We start from the raw sequence: 18,675 nt of genomic DNA on the forward strand, positions 1-18,675 counted from the left end.
AGGTGGATAGAATGACAGCAAATAAGCAGGGAAATATTGCGGCAGAAATTAAAACTGATGGGTCTTTTAACCGGCAGAAAAATAGATTTAATACACCGTTTGGAGTTGGTGTAGGAGAACTGCCTGTTGAAGCGGGTAGATATCGACTATTATGGTCAGCAGTTTGCCCATGGGCACATCGTTCAGTGATTGTCAGAAGAATACTAGGATTAGAAGATGTAATCAGTTTAGGTACCGCTAGTCCGATGCGACCAAAACTTCCACATGTAGACTGGGAATTTTCTTTAGATGAAGGCGGGGTAGACCCTGTTTTAGGAATTCGCTATATGAGCGGAATCTATAAGAAAGCAGATCCAGATTATTCGGGGAGACCTACCGTTCCTGTCATCGTGGATGTGAAGGAACAAAAAGTTGTAAACAATGATTATTTCAAACTAACAAACTATTTAGAAACAGTCTGGGCTCCTTTTCATAAGGAAAATGCACCAGATTTATATCCTGAATCATTACGTGAAGAAATAGATGCCCTAAACGATGTCATCTTCCATGAAGTGAATAATGGTGTGTATAAATGCGGCTTTGCTCAATCTCAGGATGCGTATGAGCTGGCATATGATATTTTGTTTGCTAGATTGGATGAATTAGAGAAGCGATTTTCAACACAACGTTTCCTGCACGGAGACTATATTACCGATTCCGATGTACGGCTATTCGCTACATTAGTCCGTTTCGATGCTGCCTATTACTCCGCATTTAAGACCAATCGAAATCGGATTGTTGATTTCCCACATCTATGGGGTTATTTACGAGATTTATATCAAACACCTGGTTTTGGTGATACCACAGATTTTGATGCAATTAAAAGGCATTATCATCTATCGAACCACATAGCAAGCGATGATCAAAAGGGGCATAATGGTATTTTGCCAAAAGGACCGGACCTTTCAGGACTTCATTCTCAGCATAACCGCCAAGAATTAAGTAATAAGGAAGAAAAATTTCTCATTCGTTAAGAAGGGAGTTGAGGTAATGATTATTCGTAAAGCATTAGAAAGCGAATTACCATATATACGAGAACAAAGAGTAATCTCTTACAAGGAGCATGCTGCAATCATCCCTGAGGGTCATTGGCAGGCATTGAAACAGGCCATTTCATCGACGGCCGATACAAAGCCTGGAGTTGAGCTGCTAGTAGCAGAAGTAGATGGGGTGATTCTCGGAAGTGTTGCTTTGTTCCCGGCAGAGACAGATGCCTATGAAGGTAAGGTTGACGCGGTGGATTATCCGGAAATACGAATGCTCGCGGTTTCTCCAGCAGCGCGCGGGAAAGGAGTGGCTACGGCCTTAATTTCTGAATGTATTAAGCTTTCAAAAGAGAAGGGGTACCATTCAATTGGGCTTCATACAGGCGAATTTATGAAAAATGCAATGAAACTATATGAGCGGATTGGTTTCGAAAGATTACCACAATATGACTTTATTCCTGCAAACGATGGCATTATTGTAAAAGCCTATCGATTATCCATAAACAATGAGTAGGCGAAATACTATGATAAAAATTTGAAAAGCAAATCGTGATTATGTACATGGAATTTCTAAAGTATGCTCAGATGGGTACCGGGCCACGTACAGTAAAACACATAGTAAAGGATATATTGAGAGGATTATAAAAGAATTTTACAATACTGAGAGAATAATGAGCGAAGTATCCACTACCAGCAAGCAGTGGGGAGGATATTTTGTTGCAATTGAAAATGACGAAGTAGTCGGGGCTGGTGGCGGAGGAATGATCAGCGGAACTTCAGGAGAAGTTTTTGTTTTGTATCTGAATCCCAGCCGGCGTAATGAGGGAATTGGCACCAAACTCCTGGATGCTATCACGAAGCAGCAGAAAGAAGACTATAATGCCACCGAGCAGTGGGTTTCTGTTAATAAAGATAATATAAAAGGAATTCCATTCTATGAGGCAAGAGGATTTGTTTTACAACATGAACAACATGGGTATGGAAATGAAGTGGGAGAAAGCTACATATCATTAAGATATTGTCGTCCGATTTAATAAGGTATTTTAAAGAGCTAGTCTTCAAGGCTGCATAACTAATCAATTAAAAACACTTGTCATAGCGACAAGTGTTTTTAATTTTCTTTTGTAGATACTACAGGTCCTGTTTTTATTTTATAGATGAAGTAATAATATTTATATATCACAATCAATACGAGCATGACCCGGACCATTAGGCTATCAAGGATGAAAAAGGGAATGGCAATCATCACATCAGCGAATAACAAAATCGTGAGCTTTTGTTTTAACGTCATCGACCTCTCTTTTACAAAAGTCTCTAAGTGGCGTTTATAGAGAGTGGTACCCTTGAACCAAATTTCAAAGCGCTCAGATCCTTTTACAAAACAGTAGGAAGCTAGTAATAATAATGGAGTTGTCGGTACCACTGGCAATATAAGACCCAGAACTCCTAAGCCCAGGGCAATAAAACCGATAATAATATATAGAAGTTTTACAATTTTATTCATATCGCTTTGTCCCCTGTTCGTTCAATGTACCTCTATATTATAGCACTTTAAAAGAGAAAGTTTTTTGACAGATTAAGTACATTAAAACTGTTTTAACCACCATTATGTTAAAATAATGAGGTCTAGAGAATGGGGGCTGCTATTAAATGATTACATTCTATAAAGTTATCGTAGTGATACATATTTTTTCAGCGATTATGGGAATGGGTCCAGGCTTTATCCTTACGACCGTTGTAAAGTCGGGAAAGACAATGACAGAATTAAGGCATTCCTATGCCGTTAGAAATAAACTGCACATCTTTGTGATGGTGGGCGGTACGCTTTTACTCATCACAGGTTTAATAATGGGCTTCATGAATCCAAGCCTGTTCCGGATGGGCTGGTATGTAACAAGTCTCGTACTTTTTTTAGCAGCTCTCGCAAGTGGACCACTTTTGTTATCACCGAGGTCTAAGCCAGTAAAGTCTTTATTAGCCTCTCACCAGGGGGAGGAAATCCCTGAAGAATATTATCGTTTATCAAAAATTCTATTCAGATATGAACACTTAGCAAACGTTATTTTTATTATCATTATAGCGTTAATGATTTTAAAACCATTTTAATATTAATAAAAGGTACGGCACAGATTTGGTAGCCATACCTTTTTACGCTTAAATATCTGAAAATAGATATTCTATTACTTCAGGAAATCTCTTTTTAAACGAAGTATAATTGTGTTCACCATCTTTAATCGTTTGGTAGCGGGTATCTTCAATTTTGCTGCTCAAAATTTCATAGATGGATTGAATCATATCTGTAAGCTGATTATTCAAATCTTTATCATCGCTGACTTCCTGAGTACCAAAATCCATATAAAACCTCTCAACTGCAGATAAATCAGAATTCCTGACGAATACCTCGAGTTCCTCTTGGTTGCGATAATATCCAGGAGATATTGCCGCAATTCGCTTGAAAATATGTGGATAGCGGCAGGCTGCATATGTAGAGATAAGACCTCCTAATGAAATACCAGCCATCGAAGTCTGGTCCTTACGAGTTCGGTATTTATCGTCTATTAATGGTTTCAGTTCATTTACGATAAAGTCCAAGTATTGTTCACCTTTACCACCAGAAGAGCTGGGATGACCAATTACTTTCTCTGCGATTGCTCCGGTTACCCATGGGCAGTATTCGTTAAAGCGTTCTTCTCCTTCAGGATTTAAGTCGATTGCTACCACGATTAATGCCATTTTGTTTTTATCTAAGAAATTTTTTAATCCTAAAGATACGCCCTTAATGGCGCCATCATCTTCAAAAACATTTTGCCCATCGTGCATATACAAGACAGGGTATCGTTTTTTTGATTCATGATAACTCAAAGGCAGATACACTCGAATCATTCTTTCTTGAAGGAATGAGGACATATAAACGTGAAATTTTTCTATCATCAGCACACCTACTATTCTATAAACTCTACTTCATTAATTTACCATATTAGTAAGAAAAGTGGTGGAATAAAAACAGGCTGGGGAGATCGATTTGTCTCACCAGCCTGCGGGAATTGTAATTATCCCTTTAAAGAATCAATTAACCCCACCAGAATCTGTCTCTTCTACATCTTCTGTCGTCATCTCTTCTGTCATCATTTCTTCTGTCATCATCGCCAGCAATTCTTACTCTATCAGCACGGATAATAACTTCTTCTGCATCAATAAAAACTCTTCTGACTTCTCTGCGATCATCATCATCACGACGTCTTCTTTCATTAGACATTCCATATCCCCCCTTTCAGGTTTGTACTATAAAATATGCTCGTACAAAATTATGTGATTGGACAAATTATACATTTTTCTATCGAAATAATTGATCTTAATAAAGCCAAGAAGGATTTTTGTTATACGGTGTGGAAATAAGGTAAAAATAAAGGATGGTGGAAGGTTACCTTGATTGGAGGAAGGTCAATTTGGATATAGTTGAAAAAGCGCTGCAGTTAGCTAGTAAGTCTCATGAAGGACAATATCGAAAAAATACGGACATTCCATATATTACACACCCTGTGGCTGTGGGAATGCTGTTAGTAAAGAACGGGTACAGTGAGGAAATTGTTGCATCCGGAATCTTACATGATACGGTTGAGGATACGGAACTAACACTTGAAGACATCAAAAGGGAATTTGGAACAAAGATTGCTGAAATCGTTGAAGGCAGTTCGGAACCCGATAAATCCCTTCCATGGAAGGACAGGAAGGAGCATACCATTGAATACTTAAAAGGTGCTTCGGAGGAAATTCGAATTGTTGTTTGTGCAGATAAACTACATAATATTCGGTCCATTATAAGAGATTATGAAATAGTTGGCGAAGAGGTTTGGGCCAGATTTAATGCAGGAAAGGAACAACAAAAGTGGTATTACACAAATATAGTAGAAAGCTTGGGGAGCCAATCCACCTTTGATTTACTTACAGAATTACGAAATGAAGTCAATCGACTTTTCAGGGAGACGGCTTAGGATGAAGGAGTATAAGGTTCATACATATGAAGAAGCTATAGAGGTAATAAGAGAAATTGGGTTTCTGCCATTGGCGAAACTCATCCCTAATTATCCCTCGCTCGATAGTATAACTGCGAAGGAACATTGGTATACGGGTTCCGAGCTGGATCCATGGCTGTGGCGTGCAAAGTTTCCAGGAGATGGATCAGCCGCATATGGTAAATTTGTTAAAAAGAAATCTGTTTTACTATCTACGGAACTGTTACCTTTCTATCGTGCTATTTTGGGATCTCCTCTTTCGATAGAAGCTCGGTATCAGGATGGGCTAATGTCGAGAGAAGCTGTAGAGCTGTTTGCGCTTATTAAGGAGAATGAAGGAATAGACACTAGAGTATTGAGAGTAGAAGCAGGAATGAAGGATAAAGAAAAGAAGAAGTTATTTGATAACGCTCTTCTGGAGTTGCAGGGTTCCATGGATATATGTGTTTCAGGGACGAAAGCAAAGACGAATGATGCTGGTGAGAAAAATGGATGGAGTAGTACCTCTTTTGAAACAATGAACTATTGGGCAAAGAATCATAGGATTGATGATAGTCAGATTGAAAAGGAAGAAGCGAAAATGAAGGTAAGAGATCATTTTGCCTCCATTTGCAGTAATGAGGCAATGAAAGCCTTCAATAAAATATTTGGGCTATAGAGGAAATCACGACGATTTCCTTTTTTTATGCTCAAACAGACTGAAACGTAAACCATCTGCACCCCATTTTTTTAAACAACCCGTGATACGAGCATGTCCACTCTATCCTACAATTCATATTTTATATAAAAAGGAGATGAAAAATATGAGTTGTAGAAAAAAACCGTTTTCGCTCTGCGTTTTTTCAGGTTACAGATGGTGCGGACCGGGCTGCAGCGGTCCAGGTGCTCCTATCAATGATGTGGATTCCTGCTGTTACAAACATGATTTATGTCTGAAGCGTGGAAACTCCCCTTGTTACTGTGATAAACGTTTTATGGAATGCCTTCATTCCAAAATCAATCCTTGTACAAAAAAGGGCAGGCAGGCGAATGTCATGTATAAATTCATGAAACTAAAAACAGGTTTCACATGTGGTCATCATAACAGATGCTAGGCCAAATTATTTTAGACAGGCTTTTTTCTCCAAACTGCAAATCCACTTATAGAATACCAATAAGATAAGTAATAGAATAGGATCAAGAATAGCGGCATGCCACAGTTTCCACCAGCCATAATGAAAATATCCCCATGGTTCAGGAAACAGAGTAATGACTTCGTAAATTAAAATGGCAATATTGAAAGCAATGAAAAAAAGCAATTGTTTCATCCATCCTCTATTATGAGGAAACCAATTTAAAAAAATCATATTTACTGGTGGAATTAGGAACACATGAGGGAGTAAGCCCCGCCAATCCAACTCTTTATCAAAATACCAGTATGCATGGTATTTGAATTCAATAAAAATATCGAAAAGAACTTGAAAGGCAATTGTAAATAACCAAATATGAAGAATTTGATTGCCTGATAATAATTTATTTGTTTTAAAACCAAAATAGTTAAAGGTGAAAATTGCGATTAATAGTCCTATCATAATATTTCCCTTTTTTTAACTTAATGTGTCCATAATGGAAGGTACTATGCAAAGAGTAATAAGCATTCAGATAATAAATCAATATAAATTTTTACAATGAATCCTATATAGTTTTCCTCCTAATATGTCTGATATAATAGTTTATAGAAGTAGTGCCCTTGAAAGGTCACTACTTTTTCTTAAATGTAGATATAGTCAGGGAAACCATTAAAATAATGAAATAACATGAAAGGAGCTTTGGCCACAGCTGTGATTATGTCAGTCAGCTGTCATGCAGCAGGCAGGACTAATCGATTTTGATTAGTTGGGAGATGAACAAATACCAATGTTAAAAAAATTCGGATCACTAAATGAGCTTAAGATACGTATTTATCTTTGGGTTGTCCCATGTATTATTATTGCCCTCATCTCTAATACACTTCTACAAAATATTGATGCCACATCTAAATTTCAATTTACAATTAATAATACTCTCTCAATATGGTTTATCATCAGTTGGCTTTTACTATACAAAAGACTTTTTGTTCAATTTACTGAATACTCCAATTTGGCATTAGTCAGTTTTTATCATGTTACGACGTTTTTTGACGCTGTCCGCAACTACATGGTAGTATCAGGCGGGTCTCTTGGAGATTTTATTATCTGGATGCCGATTATAACCTTGTTCTTTTTCTTAACTTTAGGAACGAAACGAGGGTTATACTATTCTATTGTTATTTTTCTTACAACATTTGTTACGGGAATTATGTATATCAATAGTCTTTCCTCAGAATCAATTGATTCGTTAGGTCAATATTACTTTGCCAATCTTGTTTACATTATTGTTCTCTATTATGCTCAGCATGTGTTTAAGACTTATGCTGATCTCGAAATGTTTAAAAAGCACGCTTACTATGATTCATTAACGAGAATTTCTAATCGCCTGCGGATTGATGAATGGCTTGAAAAGAAGCTTAAGGTTTTTGAGGATAAGAAAGAAGGATTCTCCGTTATTTTCTTTGACATTGATCATTTTAAGTTGGTCAATGATAACTATGGACATAAAATTGGTGATGAAGTCCTAGTAGAGTTAGCGGAACTCATCCAACATCAGCTAACCAATCGAGAGTTATTTGGACGTTGGGGTGGGGAAGAGTTCGTCATTATCTCTAATACAGTTGGTGAAGAAACCGTTAAGCTTGCCGAGCATTTAAGAAAGGTTGTTTCTGAACACAGCTTCAAAGGAGCGGGAAACCTAACAGCAAGTTTTGGAGTTACCAATTCTAAACCAGGTGATAGCATAGATTCTTTATTGAATCGAGCTGATAAAGGTTTATACGCGTGTAAAAACTGCGGAAGAAATCAAGTTAGTTATATCAAATAAAGGGTTGGTGCGAGATTGGGCACCAACCCATTTTTTATTTCTAAAGGTTTTGAATTTCTCAATTCAGCAGCGTCACTTTCATTGCCTAAATGGAAATTCTGCACCTTCCGTACGAATTCTTCCGTTTCTAACATCAATATTTCCTTCTATTTTTCCATCCTTAGAAATAACATGGACGATATACGTTCCTTCACCGGGATAGTAGGAGATGTTTGTAATCTTAAAGGATTCATCAGGATAATTTTCCTTAAGGTAGGCAGAGACGAGTTCTCTGCTATTTTCCTTTGTGGCAGGGTTTCCATTTAAAGAGGAATAGATGAAAACAGACAAGAGCAACACGATACCAATAATTGATAAAAAAATAGCTTTAGCCTTCATAAAGGATATACACCCCTTAATCTAATATAATGATTTTCTATTTACATTATAGTGTAAAATTACACTTTTTGATACAATTTTATTTTAGAAAAGGCTATGTTAAAGCTTAATATTGATTTTGGCACTCTATTGATTTGTGCGGAAGGCGTGAGACTCCTGCAGCACAAATCAACAGCCGAGTATAACCGAACCTTAAAAAAAGAAAAAAGGGCAAAAAAAGAGCCCGGTACACTTGTACCAAGCAAATTATGGGACGTTTTAAGAATATGGTTCCTTAAACCTTAAGACTCAATTAAGTTATCTTTATAATAAGATAAACATTTGTAGAAGTTATAGAGAAGTTATGTGGAATTTGTGAAGATGAATTTTTGGCGAAAAAAAGGATTGGTACACTCAGTACCAATCAAATTATAGGAAGTTTTTAAGAATAAGGTTCCTAAAACCTAAGTCCTTAATAAGTTATCTTTATAATAAGATAAACATTTGTAGAAGTTATAGAGAAGTTATGTGGAATTTATGAAGATTTATTCTAAAGAGTGAAAGTAAATAAAATATCTAATAATAATTGTGCAGTTTCAATTTATTATTAGGAGATGATTTTTTGAGCAGATATTTAACCAGATTCATGCTTTTGTTTCTTTCATTTGTATTAATCTTCCCTGCTTTCACAAATGCGGAAGAGAACAAACAGGCTGAGCAACATACGCAAGCGCAGCCACTTAGTCAGAAAACTGTCCAACTTAGGGTTGATTTGAGGCATCTTTGGAATGAACACGCTTTTTGGACAGAAAAGTTTATAGTTAGTTCAATTGCAGGGCTAGAGGACCAAGCACAGGTGCTAGCAAGATTATTAAAAAACCAGGACGATTTAGGAAATGCCATTAAACCCTTTTACGGAGAGGAAGCCGGCAACAAACTTGGTCAGTTGTTGAGAGAACATATTCAAATTGCCGGTAAAGTGGTGGCTGCAGGGAAAAGCGGGAATCAGGCTGATTTCAAAAAGTACAATGCCGAGTGGTTTAAAAATGCAGATGATATTACTAACTTTTTAACTGCTGCAAATCCAAATTACAATAAAAAAGTATTGAAAGAAATGATGTATACGCATTTAAAACTAATCACAGATGGTGTGGTTGCCAAACTGAATAAGGATTGGAATGCGAATATTACGGCCTTAGACAAAAATCAAGAACATCTAATGCATATGTCAGATTTTCTTGCAGACGGAATTATCAAGCAGTTTCCTAATAAGTTTTAAGAAAAATGGAGCCCAACTTTGTGGTTGGGACTCCATTTTTTTAATGCGGTAAAAATGCAAGCTGATAAAAGAACAAAACGGCGAATACATAGAGAAGCGGGTGAACCTCACGCCATTTTCCTTTAGCAATCTTTAAGAGCGGATAGCTGATGAAACCAAGTGCAATTCCAGTTGCAATGCTCGAGGTTAACGGCATACTCAAAATCACAAGGAATGCAGGAAAAGCTTCATCTAATTCGTCCCATTTAATCTTCGCTATGCTTCCCATCATCATGCTGCCTACAATAATAAGAGCAGGTGCGGTAATCGCAGAAATCCCTGACACTGCACTGACAAGAGGTCCAAAGAATGCTGACAAAATAAATAAGACAGAAACGGTAAGAGACGTTAAGCCAGTTCGTCCTCCTGCAGCCACTCCTGAAGTGGATTCAATATATGCTGTTGTTGGACTTGTACCAAACATAGCACCAATTGAGGTTGCAATAGAGTCTGAAAGTAAGGCTTGGCGTGCACGTGGAAATTTCCCATTTTTCATTAATCCAGCCTGATTAGCAACACCAATCATTGTGCCAGTAGTATCAAAAATCGTTACTAAAATAAATGAAAAAACAACGGCATATAGACTGTGCCCAATGACATCACTTAAAGCTGTAATAGGGTTTCCTACCATTAATCCTTCAGGAAGAGATGGAAGTGATACAAATCCTTGATCAAAAGAAAGCTGGTTCGTAAAAAAGGCGATTAGCCCAGTAATAATCATTCCAAAAAATAAAGCTCCATTGATTCGCAGCACCATCAGTATTAATGTAATGGCCAGTCCGACAATTGCAAGCGCAGCTGAAGGAGATTTAAGATCACCCAAACCGACAAGATTGGTGGGATGAGCAGTAATGATATGCGTAAGTCTTAAACCAATGAAGGCAATAAATAAACCAATACCTGCTGTAATCCCATGTTTGAGGTTTTCTGGAATCGCATCAATTAATTTTTCTCTGAAAGGTGTTAAAGACAAGATAACAAAGATGATACCGGCAATAAAAACAGCTGCAAAGGCTGTTTCATAGTTAATATTTTGCCCTCCGCCAACGACTGAATAGGCGAAGTATGCGTTAAGTCCCATTCCAGGTGCAATGGCGATTGGATAATTTGCGAATAATGCCATCCAAAGTGTCCCAACAACTGCAGAGATAATCGTTGCTGTGAATACTTGTTCGAAGGGTACACCTGCGTCTGCGAGAATGACTGGGTTCACAACAACGATATAAACCATTGTAAAGAAAGTCGTAATTCCCGCGAGTAGTTCTGTTTTTGTATTTGTTTGGTTTTCTTTAAGTTTAAACATAGGATTCCTCCAAAACGCGAACATTTTTTAATAACTTATATATAATATTCGCTTTTAACGAGAATTTCAATCCTACTTAAAAATAAAACAAAATTTGCAATAAAAAAATAAAACCCTTTTCCCTGCTTAATAGTCTAATATTTAGTCACAGGGACTCGAGGGGCGGGGATCGTAAATGAATGATGAAAAAATAGTACAGCGTGCTATTGAAGGGGATGACACAGCTTTTCTTAATTTAATCCAGCTGTACAAGATAGATTTATATAAGACTGGATACTCCTTTTTGAAAAATGAAGAAGATGTACTGGAGGCCATTCAAGAAGTTACCTACCGGGCTTATAAGAATATACGCAATGTTAGGGAAGCTTCTTATTTTAAAACATGGCTGATTCGTATCATGATTAATTATTGTAATGATCAGTTGAAAAAGAAAAATCGTGTAGTGCTGGGGGAAGAGGTTTTGAATTTCCAAGGTAGTGCGGATAATTATTTTGCTATGGAAATTCAAGAAGCGATGCTCACTTTAGATGATCGCTCACGAGAAATTCTAACCCTAAAATACTTTCATGATTTGAAAATAAAGGACATTGCAGATTCCATGAAGCGGCCTGAAGGAACCGTGAAGACTTGGTTGAACAAAGCCTTAAAGTCACTTCGCGAAAAGTTAGAAGAGAAGGGTGGGAAAGTAAATGTATAAGAGGGAGGAGAAAAAATTAACTGAATACAAGCATTCCTATGATGATATTAAAATCCCACTAGATTCACTAGATGAGGCTATACTAACTGGTTTTCAAAAAGCCAAAGCAGAAGAAGTTAGGAAACCTCGAAATAGAAAAATGCTTTTCAGTTTTATGGCAGCAGCTATACTTTTCTTTGGATTTTTCACATCCATTAAGCTATCCCCAGCATTTGCATCTTATGTTGCAGACATCCCGGGAATGGAGAAGATAATAGAATTAATTCGTGGTGACAAGGGGCGTATGCAGGCCATTGAAAATAGCTATTATCAAGAAATTGGGGTCTCACAAGAAAAGAACGGTGTTGAAATTTCTATAGATGGAGCGATTGCAGATGAGAATGGATTAGTCCTTTTTTATTCCATTGAATCTGCTGAAAAACAAAAGGAGGTTATCCTTGAAGAAGTGGGGTTATTTAACCAAAATGGTCAGAAGCTAAACTGGAGCTCTGCATCAATTGGAAGCCACCATACTTCTGAAGAGGGAGAAACAGCTTATAATGGATCGCTCGAATACTTCTTTGACAGCCCGCCTCATCAAAAAGATTTTGAAATAAAATTAAAGATAAAAAGTGATCAACAAACGGCTGACTACAGGCTTTCTTTCTCTTTAAATAAAGATGTAAAGACGAAAAAGACATACAAAATAAATAAAACGGTGACGATTGAAGGACAAAAAATAACCTTTGCAGAAGCAGACGTATATCCTTTAAGGGTTGCCGTTCATGTGAAAATGGACCCGGCAAATTCTAAAAAACTGCTTAACTTTGATGATATAAGGCTGGTAGATGAAAATGGGGAAGTATGGAATAAAATAAATAATGGGGTAATTGCAAGTAGAATTTCTGAAAATGAAGCGATTATCTATTTGCAAAGCAACTATTTTAACAATCCAGAGAAGTTGTATTTAGAGGTAAATAAGATTCAGGCAGTAGATAAAAGTGAAGCCTTTGTAGTAGTGGATACAGAAAAGGAACAACTTTTGACGAAACCATCAGGAAATCAGTTATATGATTTCGAGCTACAAGAAGATTATCTGATGTTTAAACTCCAAACTGAAGAGGAGTTTAACTATTTTCTATTTGGGGGAATCACAGATGGAAATGGTGCCGAAGTAACTCCAAAACAAACAGAAAATCTGGGTACTGAAGGTGAAGTTGAACTGCGGGTAAATATCCCTGATTTGAAAAAGGTTAAAAGTCCGATTAGTCTGGAGCTTAGCTTTTTCCCGAGTTGGATTGAGGGGGACGAGAAGGTGAGGATAAAATAAAAATGAGCCCTTGGGCTCTTTTTTTTATCCCCAAATCTCATCAAGAGTCTCTCGAAATATCTGATTTAATTGTTCGGTAGGGTCGGTTTTATCAACTGATATTACTTGTACATATACACTCTCGATTAACCTAGTAATAAATGAATATATTCGCTACATAATGTTAATTCTCTTTTTGCGCTTAACCTGACCAAACTTAAAAATAGGATAGAAAATGCAAAAAGGAATTTACAGTTACCAAAAGAGCTGAATAAGGAATAAAAAAGGGTGGCTCATCGTCTTAGCATGATGGCCACCTCTAATATCAGCTACTCTTTTTCTTTTTCGTGATTATCATCCATGAGCCCTTTTGTTGATTGCCTAAATTCTCTAAGTGTTGAGCCGAATGCTCTTCCGATTTCTGGTAACTTGGAAGGACCAAAAATAATAAGGGCGAGCATTATAATTAGTATTAAACCTGGTATTCCGATATTTTGAAGCATAGTTTCCCTCCTAATATATTTTTTGTAATTCCTCTTTGAATCACCATTTCTACATAAAATTCAGGAAAAAAACTCGTTAATGTCAATTTCCTTACCAAGTTTTTTTAATCCTTGATTAATCTTACTTATTGTGGAAAATCTCGGACGATAGTCCTGATTGTAACATAATTTTAAGATCGTACTTTTACTAAGATTTGATACTCTTTCTAACTCAAATATATTAACGCCTTTTTGTTCATCCATCCATTTACCAAACTTACTTCTTTTTTCAAAGCCCATTACCATTCACGCTTTCATTTATATTAATTTGACATTGATTAGAGCTTAAAATTTTACAAAAAAAGCTGTAAAATACATGATTAATATTCCGAGTGTAATGCCCGAAAAATTCATCCATGATACGAAAGGTTCATTATTCTTTTTGTGATCTTCCATTAGCATTTTGGAGATTACGAAAATCACTTGTAATATAGCCCCAGCTCCTATACCAAGGAAAACTGCACCCCAAATTGGTGAAAAGATAAACCCTCCGAACCAAGTTCCCAAAATGGCTGGTGCACCTGCTATTGTACCTAATAAAACAAATTGGCTAATTTTTGGTTTAGTATTTAATAATGGGGCAGCAATTCCTATCCCCTCAGTAATATTGTGCAGAGTAAATCCTATTATTAAAAACGTACCTAATGCAGCCTCACCAAGTGCAAAGGAAGAACCTATCGCTAACCCTTCACCAAAATTATGAAGTCCAATCCCTGTTGCCATTAATAAAGCAATTCCAAGTGGTGAATAACCATTTCGTTTTTGCCTTTGTTGTTGGTACTGGTCGAACCCAATCAACAGGAGAAATGAAAGGACGGTGCTAATAATTACTACCATGTTTCCTTGGAAGACAGAAGGGGCTTCTGCACCAATTTCAAATCCGTCGAATAGAGTCCCAAAGAACAAGAATAGTAGGAGACCAACTGTGAGAGCCAGAATGGCATTTATCCAACTTTTCTTCAAACGTTTCATAAATGGATACCATAATAATCCTAGAGTAATGGGAACAATCCCTACATAGAAGCCAATAAATCCGTAATTCAAAACATTTTCCCAAGATAATTCGGGAGTTAATGTAGCAGCATCTATTGCTGCTTCCGTTATTATTCCATTCTCAGATATTAATAAAATGGTATGGGGGTCGCCTTCAACCCATGGATAATTAATGGTTACCTTTGCATCATCAAACCGTTTAAGTGTAGAATCTGGGGTCATGGAAAATGTCCACACAGAATCATCAACAATCACTTGAGAAATGGTAAATGAATCAGGACCAGTATTACTGACATCTAGCACAAATCCTGATGGCACAATTTTAATTTGGTCAATATTTAGGACTTCTATTGGAGCAGCAGGTTCTCGTTCAACTCCAGCCCCATTTTTAAATACCCATCCCAATACAAGCATTAACAGCACAAGTGGAATAAGACCTGTAATCAACCATTTTGATTTCATGATAGTCACTCCTTTCTATTCAACCTCAAAGAATCCCATCCAGCCAAGCTCGGCAAATTCGCTTACATGAGCGTGAAACATATATTTCCCCCTGTATGGAAAACGGACTTCAAGTATCCCACGTTCTCCCTGACACTGTATGATGGTATCGGTATATTGAGCAGGGTTGTCATTTCGGCCTGTTGGAATATAGGTAAAGTAGTTGGCGTGTAAATGAAATGAGTTTAGCAAGTCAAATTCGGTTAAGTTACTTAAATAGATTCGGACAAGCTCATCCTTCTTGACTTTAATGGGATGGTTCATAAAGGCAAATGCGTATCCATTCACCGTATAAAATTCATTTGCACCATCTAAATCTAAGTCATACGCATTCATGACCATATTTAGTTCTATTGCTGGTTCCCTTGGTGCTTTTGGATCAATAATAAAATTTCCGTATAACCCTTTATGAATATGTCGGGCTAACGGTAGGACGTGACAATGATAGATTTGTAAACCATACGGCTTTGCTTCGAATTCATAAGTAAATGATTGACCTGGAGCGATCGGTGCTATTCCGTCCATTTCAGGCGGATGAATTCCGTGAAAATGAATTGAGTGTGGATGACTCCCCTTGTTAATAAAATGAAATCGTAATAAATCCCCTTCGGTACAACGAAATGTTGGTCCTGGAATCGTTCCATTATAAGTCCAGCCTGGAAACATAATCCCTTTTGCAATCTCAATTTCCTTATCAACAGCTACTACCTCATATTCGCGGAGAGTGCGTCCATCTAAAAGTTTTGTCACCTTTCCATAGTCAAATTCGGTTAAAAGACGTTTAGCCATCTTATAACCTTCTGTTTTTGTCGTATCATGCATATTTGTGTGATTTGAAGTATGACTATTGTGATTTGGATGGTGACTTTCTGCATGAGCGACTTTGGAAAATGGAGCTACTTTATTTAAATAAATACTTCCTGCTATCCCTAGTGCTCCAGTGGTTCCTATTTTTAAAATATCCCGCCGAGAAATCTTCTTGTCTGACATGCTTTTCCCTCCCTCTAAAAAGTTTCCTATGTGCAACTTTATTTGTCTTAGTAAATACTCTATGTCACGGACAATCTTTTTGTCAATTACCAAATGATAATTTTTATTAAAACATTCAAATAATTGTTTGACCATTGGATTTGATACTGTATATACTAATAATCAAATGAAGGTTTGAATAAGGAGGAGCAATCTTTTGAATCAAGAGGATCTATTGAAGCAAGAAGATGTGTGTGAAGTAACCTGCGTGGATGAGGATAAAGTAAATCGTCTAAAAAGTTCTATTTCACAACAAGATACATTGTCTGTCGCACAAATTTTTAAGGCGTTGGCGGATGACACTAGAATAAGGATTGCTTATGCCTTAAGTAAGGAAGATGAATTGTGTGTATGTGATGTAGCCAATATTGTGGGCAGTACCACAGCTACTGCATCTCATCATTTAAGACTCCTTCGCAATTTAGGGTTGGCGAAATATCGTAAAGAAGGAAAATTAGTTTATTATTCATTGGATGATGACCATGTGAAACAACTAATACAAATCGCCTTTGAACATCAAAAGGAGGTGAAGATCCATGAGTGATGCTGGTTTGGAAAAATCAAATGAAAAAACTGTTTATCGAGTGCAGGGATTCACCTGAGCTGGCTGTGCGACAAAGTTCGAAAAGAACGTAAAACACCTGGATGGTGTTTCTGATGCAAGTGTAAACTTTGGTGCTTCTAAACTTACGGTTTATGGTGAAACAACGATTGAAGAACTAGAAAAAGCAGGGGCCTTTGAAAACATAAAAGTAATCCCTGAAAAACAAAAATTTGAAGAGAAAAAAGAACCATTTTTACAAAAGCATTCAAAAGTAATAGCCTCGTTGGTTTTCTTACTAATTGGGTGGATTTCGGCGGAATTGAATGGGGAAGAGAGCGTTGCCTCCATTTTAGCCTATGCTACGTCTATTTTAGTAGGTGGTTTTCGACTTTTTAAAACGGGATTAATGAATTTAATCCGTTTACAGTTTGATATGAAAACCCTAATGACTATTGCGGTTATAGGTGCTGCAATTATTGGTGAATGGGGAGAGGGTGCAACAGTTGTCATCCTGTTTGCCATAAGTGAGGCTCTTGAAACATACTCAATGGATAAAGCTCGTCAGTCTATCCGTTCCTTAATGGATATTGCTCCGAAAGAAGCCTTGATTCGAAGAGGAAATAAAGAGTTTATGGTTGAAGTGGACAATATTCAAATTGGCGACATTATGATTGTAAAACCTGGGCAAAAAATTGCGATGGATGGGATGGTTGTCAAGGGCTTATCGTCAGTAAATCAAGCAGCGATTACAGGTGAATCAGTTCCAGTTGCAAAAACGGTTGATGATGAAGTATTCGCAGGAACGTTAAATGAAGAAGGACTCCTTGAAGTAAGAGTAACCAAACATGTTGACGACACAACGATTGCAAAGATCATTCATTTAGTTGAGGAGGCGCAAGCAGAGAGAGCACCTTCTCAGGCATTTGTGGATCGATTTGCAAAGTATTACACACCACTCATTATGCTTATAGCTTTGGGCGTAGCAGTGGTACCACCTTTGTTCTTTGGAGGAGATTGGGACAAATGGATTTATCAAGGCTTGGCTGCTCTAGTGGTTGGATGTCCTTGTGCGTTAGTTATTTCAACGCCAGTTGCGATCGTAACCGCAATAGGAAATGCTGCTCGAAATGGTGTTCTAATTAAAGGTGGGATTCATTTAGAGGAAATGGGAGCAATCAAAGCGATTGCCTTTGATAAAACAGGAACCTTAACGCACGGTATTCCAGTTGTAACGGACTACATTCCACAACCAAATACAGATTCTGATGAACTTCTTACCATTATTGCTGCCTTAGAAAATGGTTCCCAGCATCCGTTAGCTTCAGCCATCATGAAGAAAGCGGAACAGGATGATTTACCTTATAAGGCTCTGACCATCGAAGAGTTTTCTTCGATTACAGGTAAAGGCATTAAAGGTAAAGTTCACAATAAATTGTATTATGTAGGTAGTCCAAATTTATTTGGTGAAATATTATCAAACGGACTTCCATCAAACCTAAAAGCTACTATCTCGGACCTTCAAAATAAAGGGAAGACTGTCATGGTAGCAGGGACTGATACAGAAATATTAGGACTACTCGCTGTAGCTGATGAAGTAAGAGAAAATAGTAAATCAGTCATAAAGAAACTTCACTCATTAGGTATTCAAAAAACCATCATGTTAACAGGCGATAATAAAGGGACGGCTAATGCCATCGGGCAGCAGATAGGAGTATCTGACATTAAGGCAGACCTTTTACCTCAAGATAAATTAACCCTTATTAAGGAACTTAGGAGTAAATATGACCGTGTTGCAATGGTCGGAGATGGGGTGAATGATGCACCAGCATTAGCTGCATCTACTGTCGGTATTGCAATGGGAGGAGCAGGAACAGATACTGCCCTTGAAACGGCTGATATAGCTTTAATGGCTGATGATCTTGGAAAACTTCCGTTTACAGTAAAACTAAGCAGAAGTGCATTGAATATTATAAAGCAAAATATTGCATTTTCATTAGGGATTAAACTTGTTGCTTTATTGTTAGTTATCCCTGGTTGGTTGACTCTGTGGATAGCAATATTTGCAGACATGGGTTCCACATTGATTGTGACTCTAAATGCTCTAAGACTTCTCAGAATTAAAGACAAATAA

22 protein-coding genes are annotated in these 18,675 nt (G+C 37.2%); 12 read left to right on the top strand and 10 right to left on the bottom strand.

The features are described 5' to 3' along the window. Positions 1-11 precede the first annotated feature (11 nt). Genes QNH48_RS04130 through QNH48_RS04140 form a run of 3 tightly spaced genes read left to right on the top strand, consistent with a single transcriptional unit; the run spans position 12 to position 2,059 of the window. Entirely contained in the window at positions 12-1,013 is a 1,002-nt protein-coding gene (locus QNH48_RS04130; protein ID WP_283953877.1) for a glutathione S-transferase family protein, read from the top strand. Between the two features lie 16 nt (positions 1,014-1,029). Beyond that, a complete protein-coding gene (locus QNH48_RS04135) occupies positions 1,030-1,539 on the top strand; it encodes a GNAT family N-acetyltransferase (protein WP_283953878.1) in 510 nt (169 codons plus the stop codon). A gap of 52 nt (positions 1,540-1,591) precedes the next feature. Next, positions 1,592-2,059, top strand: coding sequence for a GNAT family N-acetyltransferase (locus tag QNH48_RS04140; RefSeq protein WP_283955678.1), 468 nt, complete (start codon positions 1,592-1,594; stop codon positions 2,057-2,059). A 77-nt stretch (positions 2,060-2,136) separates the two neighbouring features. On the opposite strand, the gene QNH48_RS04145 is transcribed toward QNH48_RS04140, so the two are convergent. After that, on the bottom strand, positions 2,137-2,529 hold the full coding sequence (locus tag QNH48_RS04145; protein ID WP_283953879.1) for a YbaN family protein: 393 nt from the start codon (positions 2,527-2,529) through the stop codon (positions 2,137-2,139). A 146-nt stretch (positions 2,530-2,675) separates the two neighbouring features. Here QNH48_RS04145 and QNH48_RS04150 point away from each other — a divergent pair, with 146 nt between their 5' ends. Then, the gene (locus QNH48_RS04150; RefSeq protein WP_283953880.1) at positions 2,676-3,131 is read left to right on the top strand and encodes a DUF2269 family protein; all 456 of its coding nucleotides are present in this window, start codon (positions 2,676-2,678) and stop codon (positions 3,129-3,131) included. A gap of 48 nt (positions 3,132-3,179) precedes the next feature. Here the strand turns inward: QNH48_RS04150 and QNH48_RS04155 are convergent, their stop codons facing one another. Next, positions 3,180-3,956: an alpha/beta hydrolase gene (locus QNH48_RS04155; RefSeq protein ID WP_283953881.1), complete on the bottom strand. Its 777-nt coding sequence runs from the start codon at positions 3,954-3,956 to the stop codon at positions 3,180-3,182. Between the two features lie 139 nt (positions 3,957-4,095). Beyond that, the gene (locus tag QNH48_RS04160) at positions 4,096-4,281 is read right to left on the bottom strand and encodes a hypothetical protein (RefSeq protein WP_283953882.1); all 186 of its coding nucleotides are present in this window, start codon (positions 4,279-4,281) and stop codon (positions 4,096-4,098) included. 190 nt (positions 4,282-4,471) lie between these two features. Between QNH48_RS04160 and QNH48_RS04165 the strand changes: the two genes are divergently transcribed. Both QNH48_RS04165 and QNH48_RS04170 read left to right on the top strand, forming a co-directional pair. After that, complete coding sequence (locus QNH48_RS04165; RefSeq protein ID WP_283953883.1) at positions 4,472-5,017, top strand: HD domain-containing protein; 546 nt, start codon at positions 4,472-4,474, stop codon at positions 5,015-5,017. Between the two features lies 1 nt (position 5,018). Beyond that, entirely contained in the window at positions 5,019-5,696 is a 678-nt protein-coding gene (locus QNH48_RS04170; protein WP_283953884.1) for an AlkZ-related protein, read from the top strand. A 442-nt stretch (positions 5,697-6,138) separates the two neighbouring features. Here QNH48_RS04170 and QNH48_RS04180 read toward each other — a convergent pair whose 3' ends face one another. Continuing rightward, positions 6,139-6,609 (bottom strand): hypothetical protein, encoded by a 471-nt coding sequence (locus tag QNH48_RS04180; RefSeq protein ID WP_283953886.1) that lies wholly within the window; start codon positions 6,607-6,609, stop codon positions 6,139-6,141. A gap of 325 nt (positions 6,610-6,934) precedes the next feature. Here QNH48_RS04180 and QNH48_RS04185 point away from each other — a divergent pair, with 325 nt between their 5' ends. Then, positions 6,935-7,972, top strand: a complete 1,038-nt coding sequence (locus tag QNH48_RS04185; RefSeq protein WP_283953887.1) for a GGDEF domain-containing protein — start codon at positions 6,935-6,937, stop codon at positions 7,970-7,972. 78 nt (positions 7,973-8,050) lie between these two features. On the opposite strand, the gene QNH48_RS04190 is transcribed toward QNH48_RS04185, so the two are convergent. Continuing rightward, on the bottom strand, positions 8,051-8,350 hold the full coding sequence (locus QNH48_RS04190) for a YfjL-like protein (protein WP_283953888.1): 300 nt from the start codon (positions 8,348-8,350) through the stop codon (positions 8,051-8,053). Positions 8,351-8,951: 601 nt separating this feature from the next. Here QNH48_RS04190 and QNH48_RS04195 point away from each other — a divergent pair. After that, positions 8,952-9,608, top strand: coding sequence for a glycosyltransferase (locus QNH48_RS04195; protein WP_283953889.1), 657 nt, complete (start codon positions 8,952-8,954; stop codon positions 9,606-9,608). A gap of 40 nt (positions 9,609-9,648) precedes the next feature. On the opposite strand, the gene QNH48_RS04200 is transcribed toward QNH48_RS04195, so the two are convergent. Then, on the bottom strand, positions 9,649-10,950 hold the full coding sequence (locus tag QNH48_RS04200; protein ID WP_283953890.1) for an NCS2 family permease: 1,302 nt from the start codon (positions 10,948-10,950) through the stop codon (positions 9,649-9,651). A gap of 175 nt (positions 10,951-11,125) precedes the next feature. Between QNH48_RS04200 and QNH48_RS04205 the strand changes: the two genes are divergently transcribed. Both QNH48_RS04205 and QNH48_RS04210 read left to right on the top strand, forming a co-directional pair. Then, the gene (locus tag QNH48_RS04205) at positions 11,126-11,647 is read left to right on the top strand and encodes a sigma-70 family RNA polymerase sigma factor (RefSeq protein WP_283953891.1); all 522 of its coding nucleotides are present in this window, start codon (positions 11,126-11,128) and stop codon (positions 11,645-11,647) included. Further along, positions 11,640-12,956 (top strand): DUF4179 domain-containing protein, encoded by a 1,317-nt coding sequence (locus tag QNH48_RS04210; RefSeq protein ID WP_283953892.1) that lies wholly within the window; start codon positions 11,640-11,642, stop codon positions 12,954-12,956. The genes QNH48_RS04205 and QNH48_RS04210 overlap by 8 nt, the downstream gene beginning before the upstream one ends. Positions 12,957-13,264: 308 nt before the next feature. On the opposite strand, the gene tatA is transcribed toward QNH48_RS04210, so the two are convergent. From tatA to QNH48_RS04230, 4 genes are read right to left on the bottom strand one after another with little or no spacing between them, the layout of a single operon-like run. Then, positions 13,265-13,438, bottom strand: coding sequence for a twin-arginine translocase TatA/TatE family subunit (gene tatA, locus QNH48_RS04215; protein ID WP_283953893.1), 174 nt, complete (start codon positions 13,436-13,438; stop codon positions 13,265-13,267). A gap of 60 nt (positions 13,439-13,498) precedes the next feature. Beyond that, positions 13,499-13,723, bottom strand: coding sequence for a helix-turn-helix domain-containing protein (locus QNH48_RS04220; RefSeq protein WP_283953894.1), 225 nt, complete (start codon positions 13,721-13,723; stop codon positions 13,499-13,501). A gap of 39 nt (positions 13,724-13,762) precedes the next feature. Further along, positions 13,763-14,932 carry a ZIP family metal transporter gene (locus QNH48_RS04225; protein WP_283953895.1) on the bottom strand — a complete coding sequence of 390 codons (1,170 nt, stop codon included), beginning with the start codon at positions 14,930-14,932 and terminating at the stop codon, positions 13,763-13,765. A 15-nt stretch (positions 14,933-14,947) separates the two neighbouring features. Then, complete coding sequence (locus tag QNH48_RS04230; RefSeq protein WP_283953896.1) at positions 14,948-15,961, bottom strand: multicopper oxidase domain-containing protein; 1,014 nt, start codon at positions 15,959-15,961, stop codon at positions 14,948-14,950. A 214-nt stretch (positions 15,962-16,175) separates the two neighbouring features. On the opposite strand from QNH48_RS04230, the gene QNH48_RS04235 reads away from it, so the two are divergent. Both QNH48_RS04235 and QNH48_RS04240 read left to right on the top strand, forming a co-directional pair. Continuing rightward, positions 16,176-16,544, top strand: a complete 369-nt coding sequence (locus tag QNH48_RS04235; RefSeq protein WP_283955679.1) for an ArsR/SmtB family transcription factor — start codon at positions 16,176-16,178, stop codon at positions 16,542-16,544. After that, positions 16,537-18,675 carry a heavy metal translocating P-type ATPase gene (locus QNH48_RS04240; RefSeq protein WP_283953897.1) on the top strand — a complete coding sequence of 713 codons (2,139 nt, stop codon included), beginning with the start codon at positions 16,537-16,539 and terminating at the stop codon, positions 18,673-18,675. The genes QNH48_RS04235 and QNH48_RS04240 overlap by 8 nt, the downstream gene beginning before the upstream one ends.

This window comes from Neobacillus sp. YX16 (genome assembly GCF_030123505.1).
Taxonomy (GTDB): Bacteria; Bacillota; Bacilli; order Bacillales; family Cytobacillaceae; genus Neobacillus.

Bases quoted from the DNA above. Each gene is read 5' to 3' on its own strand.
- tatA (WP_283953893.1), bottom strand. From the start codon at position 13,438: ATGCTTCAAAATATCGGAATACCAGGTTTAATACTAATTATAATGCTC.
- QNH48_RS04210 (WP_283953892.1), top strand. From the start codon at position 11,640: ATGTATAAGAGGGAGGAGAAAAAATTAACTGAATACAAGCATTCCTAT.
- QNH48_RS04200 (WP_283953890.1), bottom strand. From the start codon at position 10,950: ATGTTTAAACTTAAAGAAAACCAAACAAATACAAAAACAGAACTACTC.
- QNH48_RS04135 (WP_283953878.1), top strand. From the start codon at position 1,030: ATGATTATTCGTAAAGCATTAGAAAGCGAATTACCATATATACGAGAA.
- QNH48_RS04150 (WP_283953880.1), top strand. From the start codon at position 2,676: ATGATTACATTCTATAAAGTTATCGTAGTGATACATATTTTTTCAGCG.
- QNH48_RS04155 (WP_283953881.1), bottom strand. From the start codon at position 3,956: ATGATAGAAAAATTTCACGTTTATATGTCCTCATTCCTTCAAGAAAGA.
- QNH48_RS04205 (WP_283953891.1), top strand. From the start codon at position 11,126: ATGAATGATGAAAAAATAGTACAGCGTGCTATTGAAGGGGATGACACA.
- QNH48_RS04170 (WP_283953884.1), top strand. From the start codon at position 5,019: ATGAAGGAGTATAAGGTTCATACATATGAAGAAGCTATAGAGGTAATA.
- QNH48_RS04145 (WP_283953879.1), bottom strand. From the start codon at position 2,529: ATGAATAAAATTGTAAAACTTCTATATATTATTATCGGTTTTATTGCC.
- QNH48_RS04225 (WP_283953895.1), bottom strand. From the start codon at position 14,932: ATGAAATCAAAATGGTTGATTACAGGTCTTATTCCACTTGTGCTGTTA.
- QNH48_RS04230 (WP_283953896.1), bottom strand. From the start codon at position 15,961: ATGTCAGACAAGAAGATTTCTCGGCGGGATATTTTAAAAATAGGAACC.
- QNH48_RS04220 (WP_283953894.1), bottom strand. From the start codon at position 13,723: ATGGTAATGGGCTTTGAAAAAAGAAGTAAGTTTGGTAAATGGATGGAT.
- QNH48_RS04160 (WP_283953882.1), bottom strand. From the start codon at position 4,281: ATGTCTAATGAAAGAAGACGTCGTGATGATGATGATCGCAGAGAAGTC.
- QNH48_RS04190 (WP_283953888.1), bottom strand. From the start codon at position 8,350: ATGAAGGCTAAAGCTATTTTTTTATCAATTATTGGTATCGTGTTGCTC.
- QNH48_RS04185 (WP_283953887.1), top strand. From the start codon at position 6,935: ATGTTAAAAAAATTCGGATCACTAAATGAGCTTAAGATACGTATTTAT.
- QNH48_RS04180 (WP_283953886.1), bottom strand. From the start codon at position 6,609: ATGATAGGACTATTAATCGCAATTTTCACCTTTAACTATTTTGGTTTT.
- QNH48_RS04130 (WP_283953877.1), top strand. From the start codon at position 12: ATGACAGCAAATAAGCAGGGAAATATTGCGGCAGAAATTAAAACTGAT.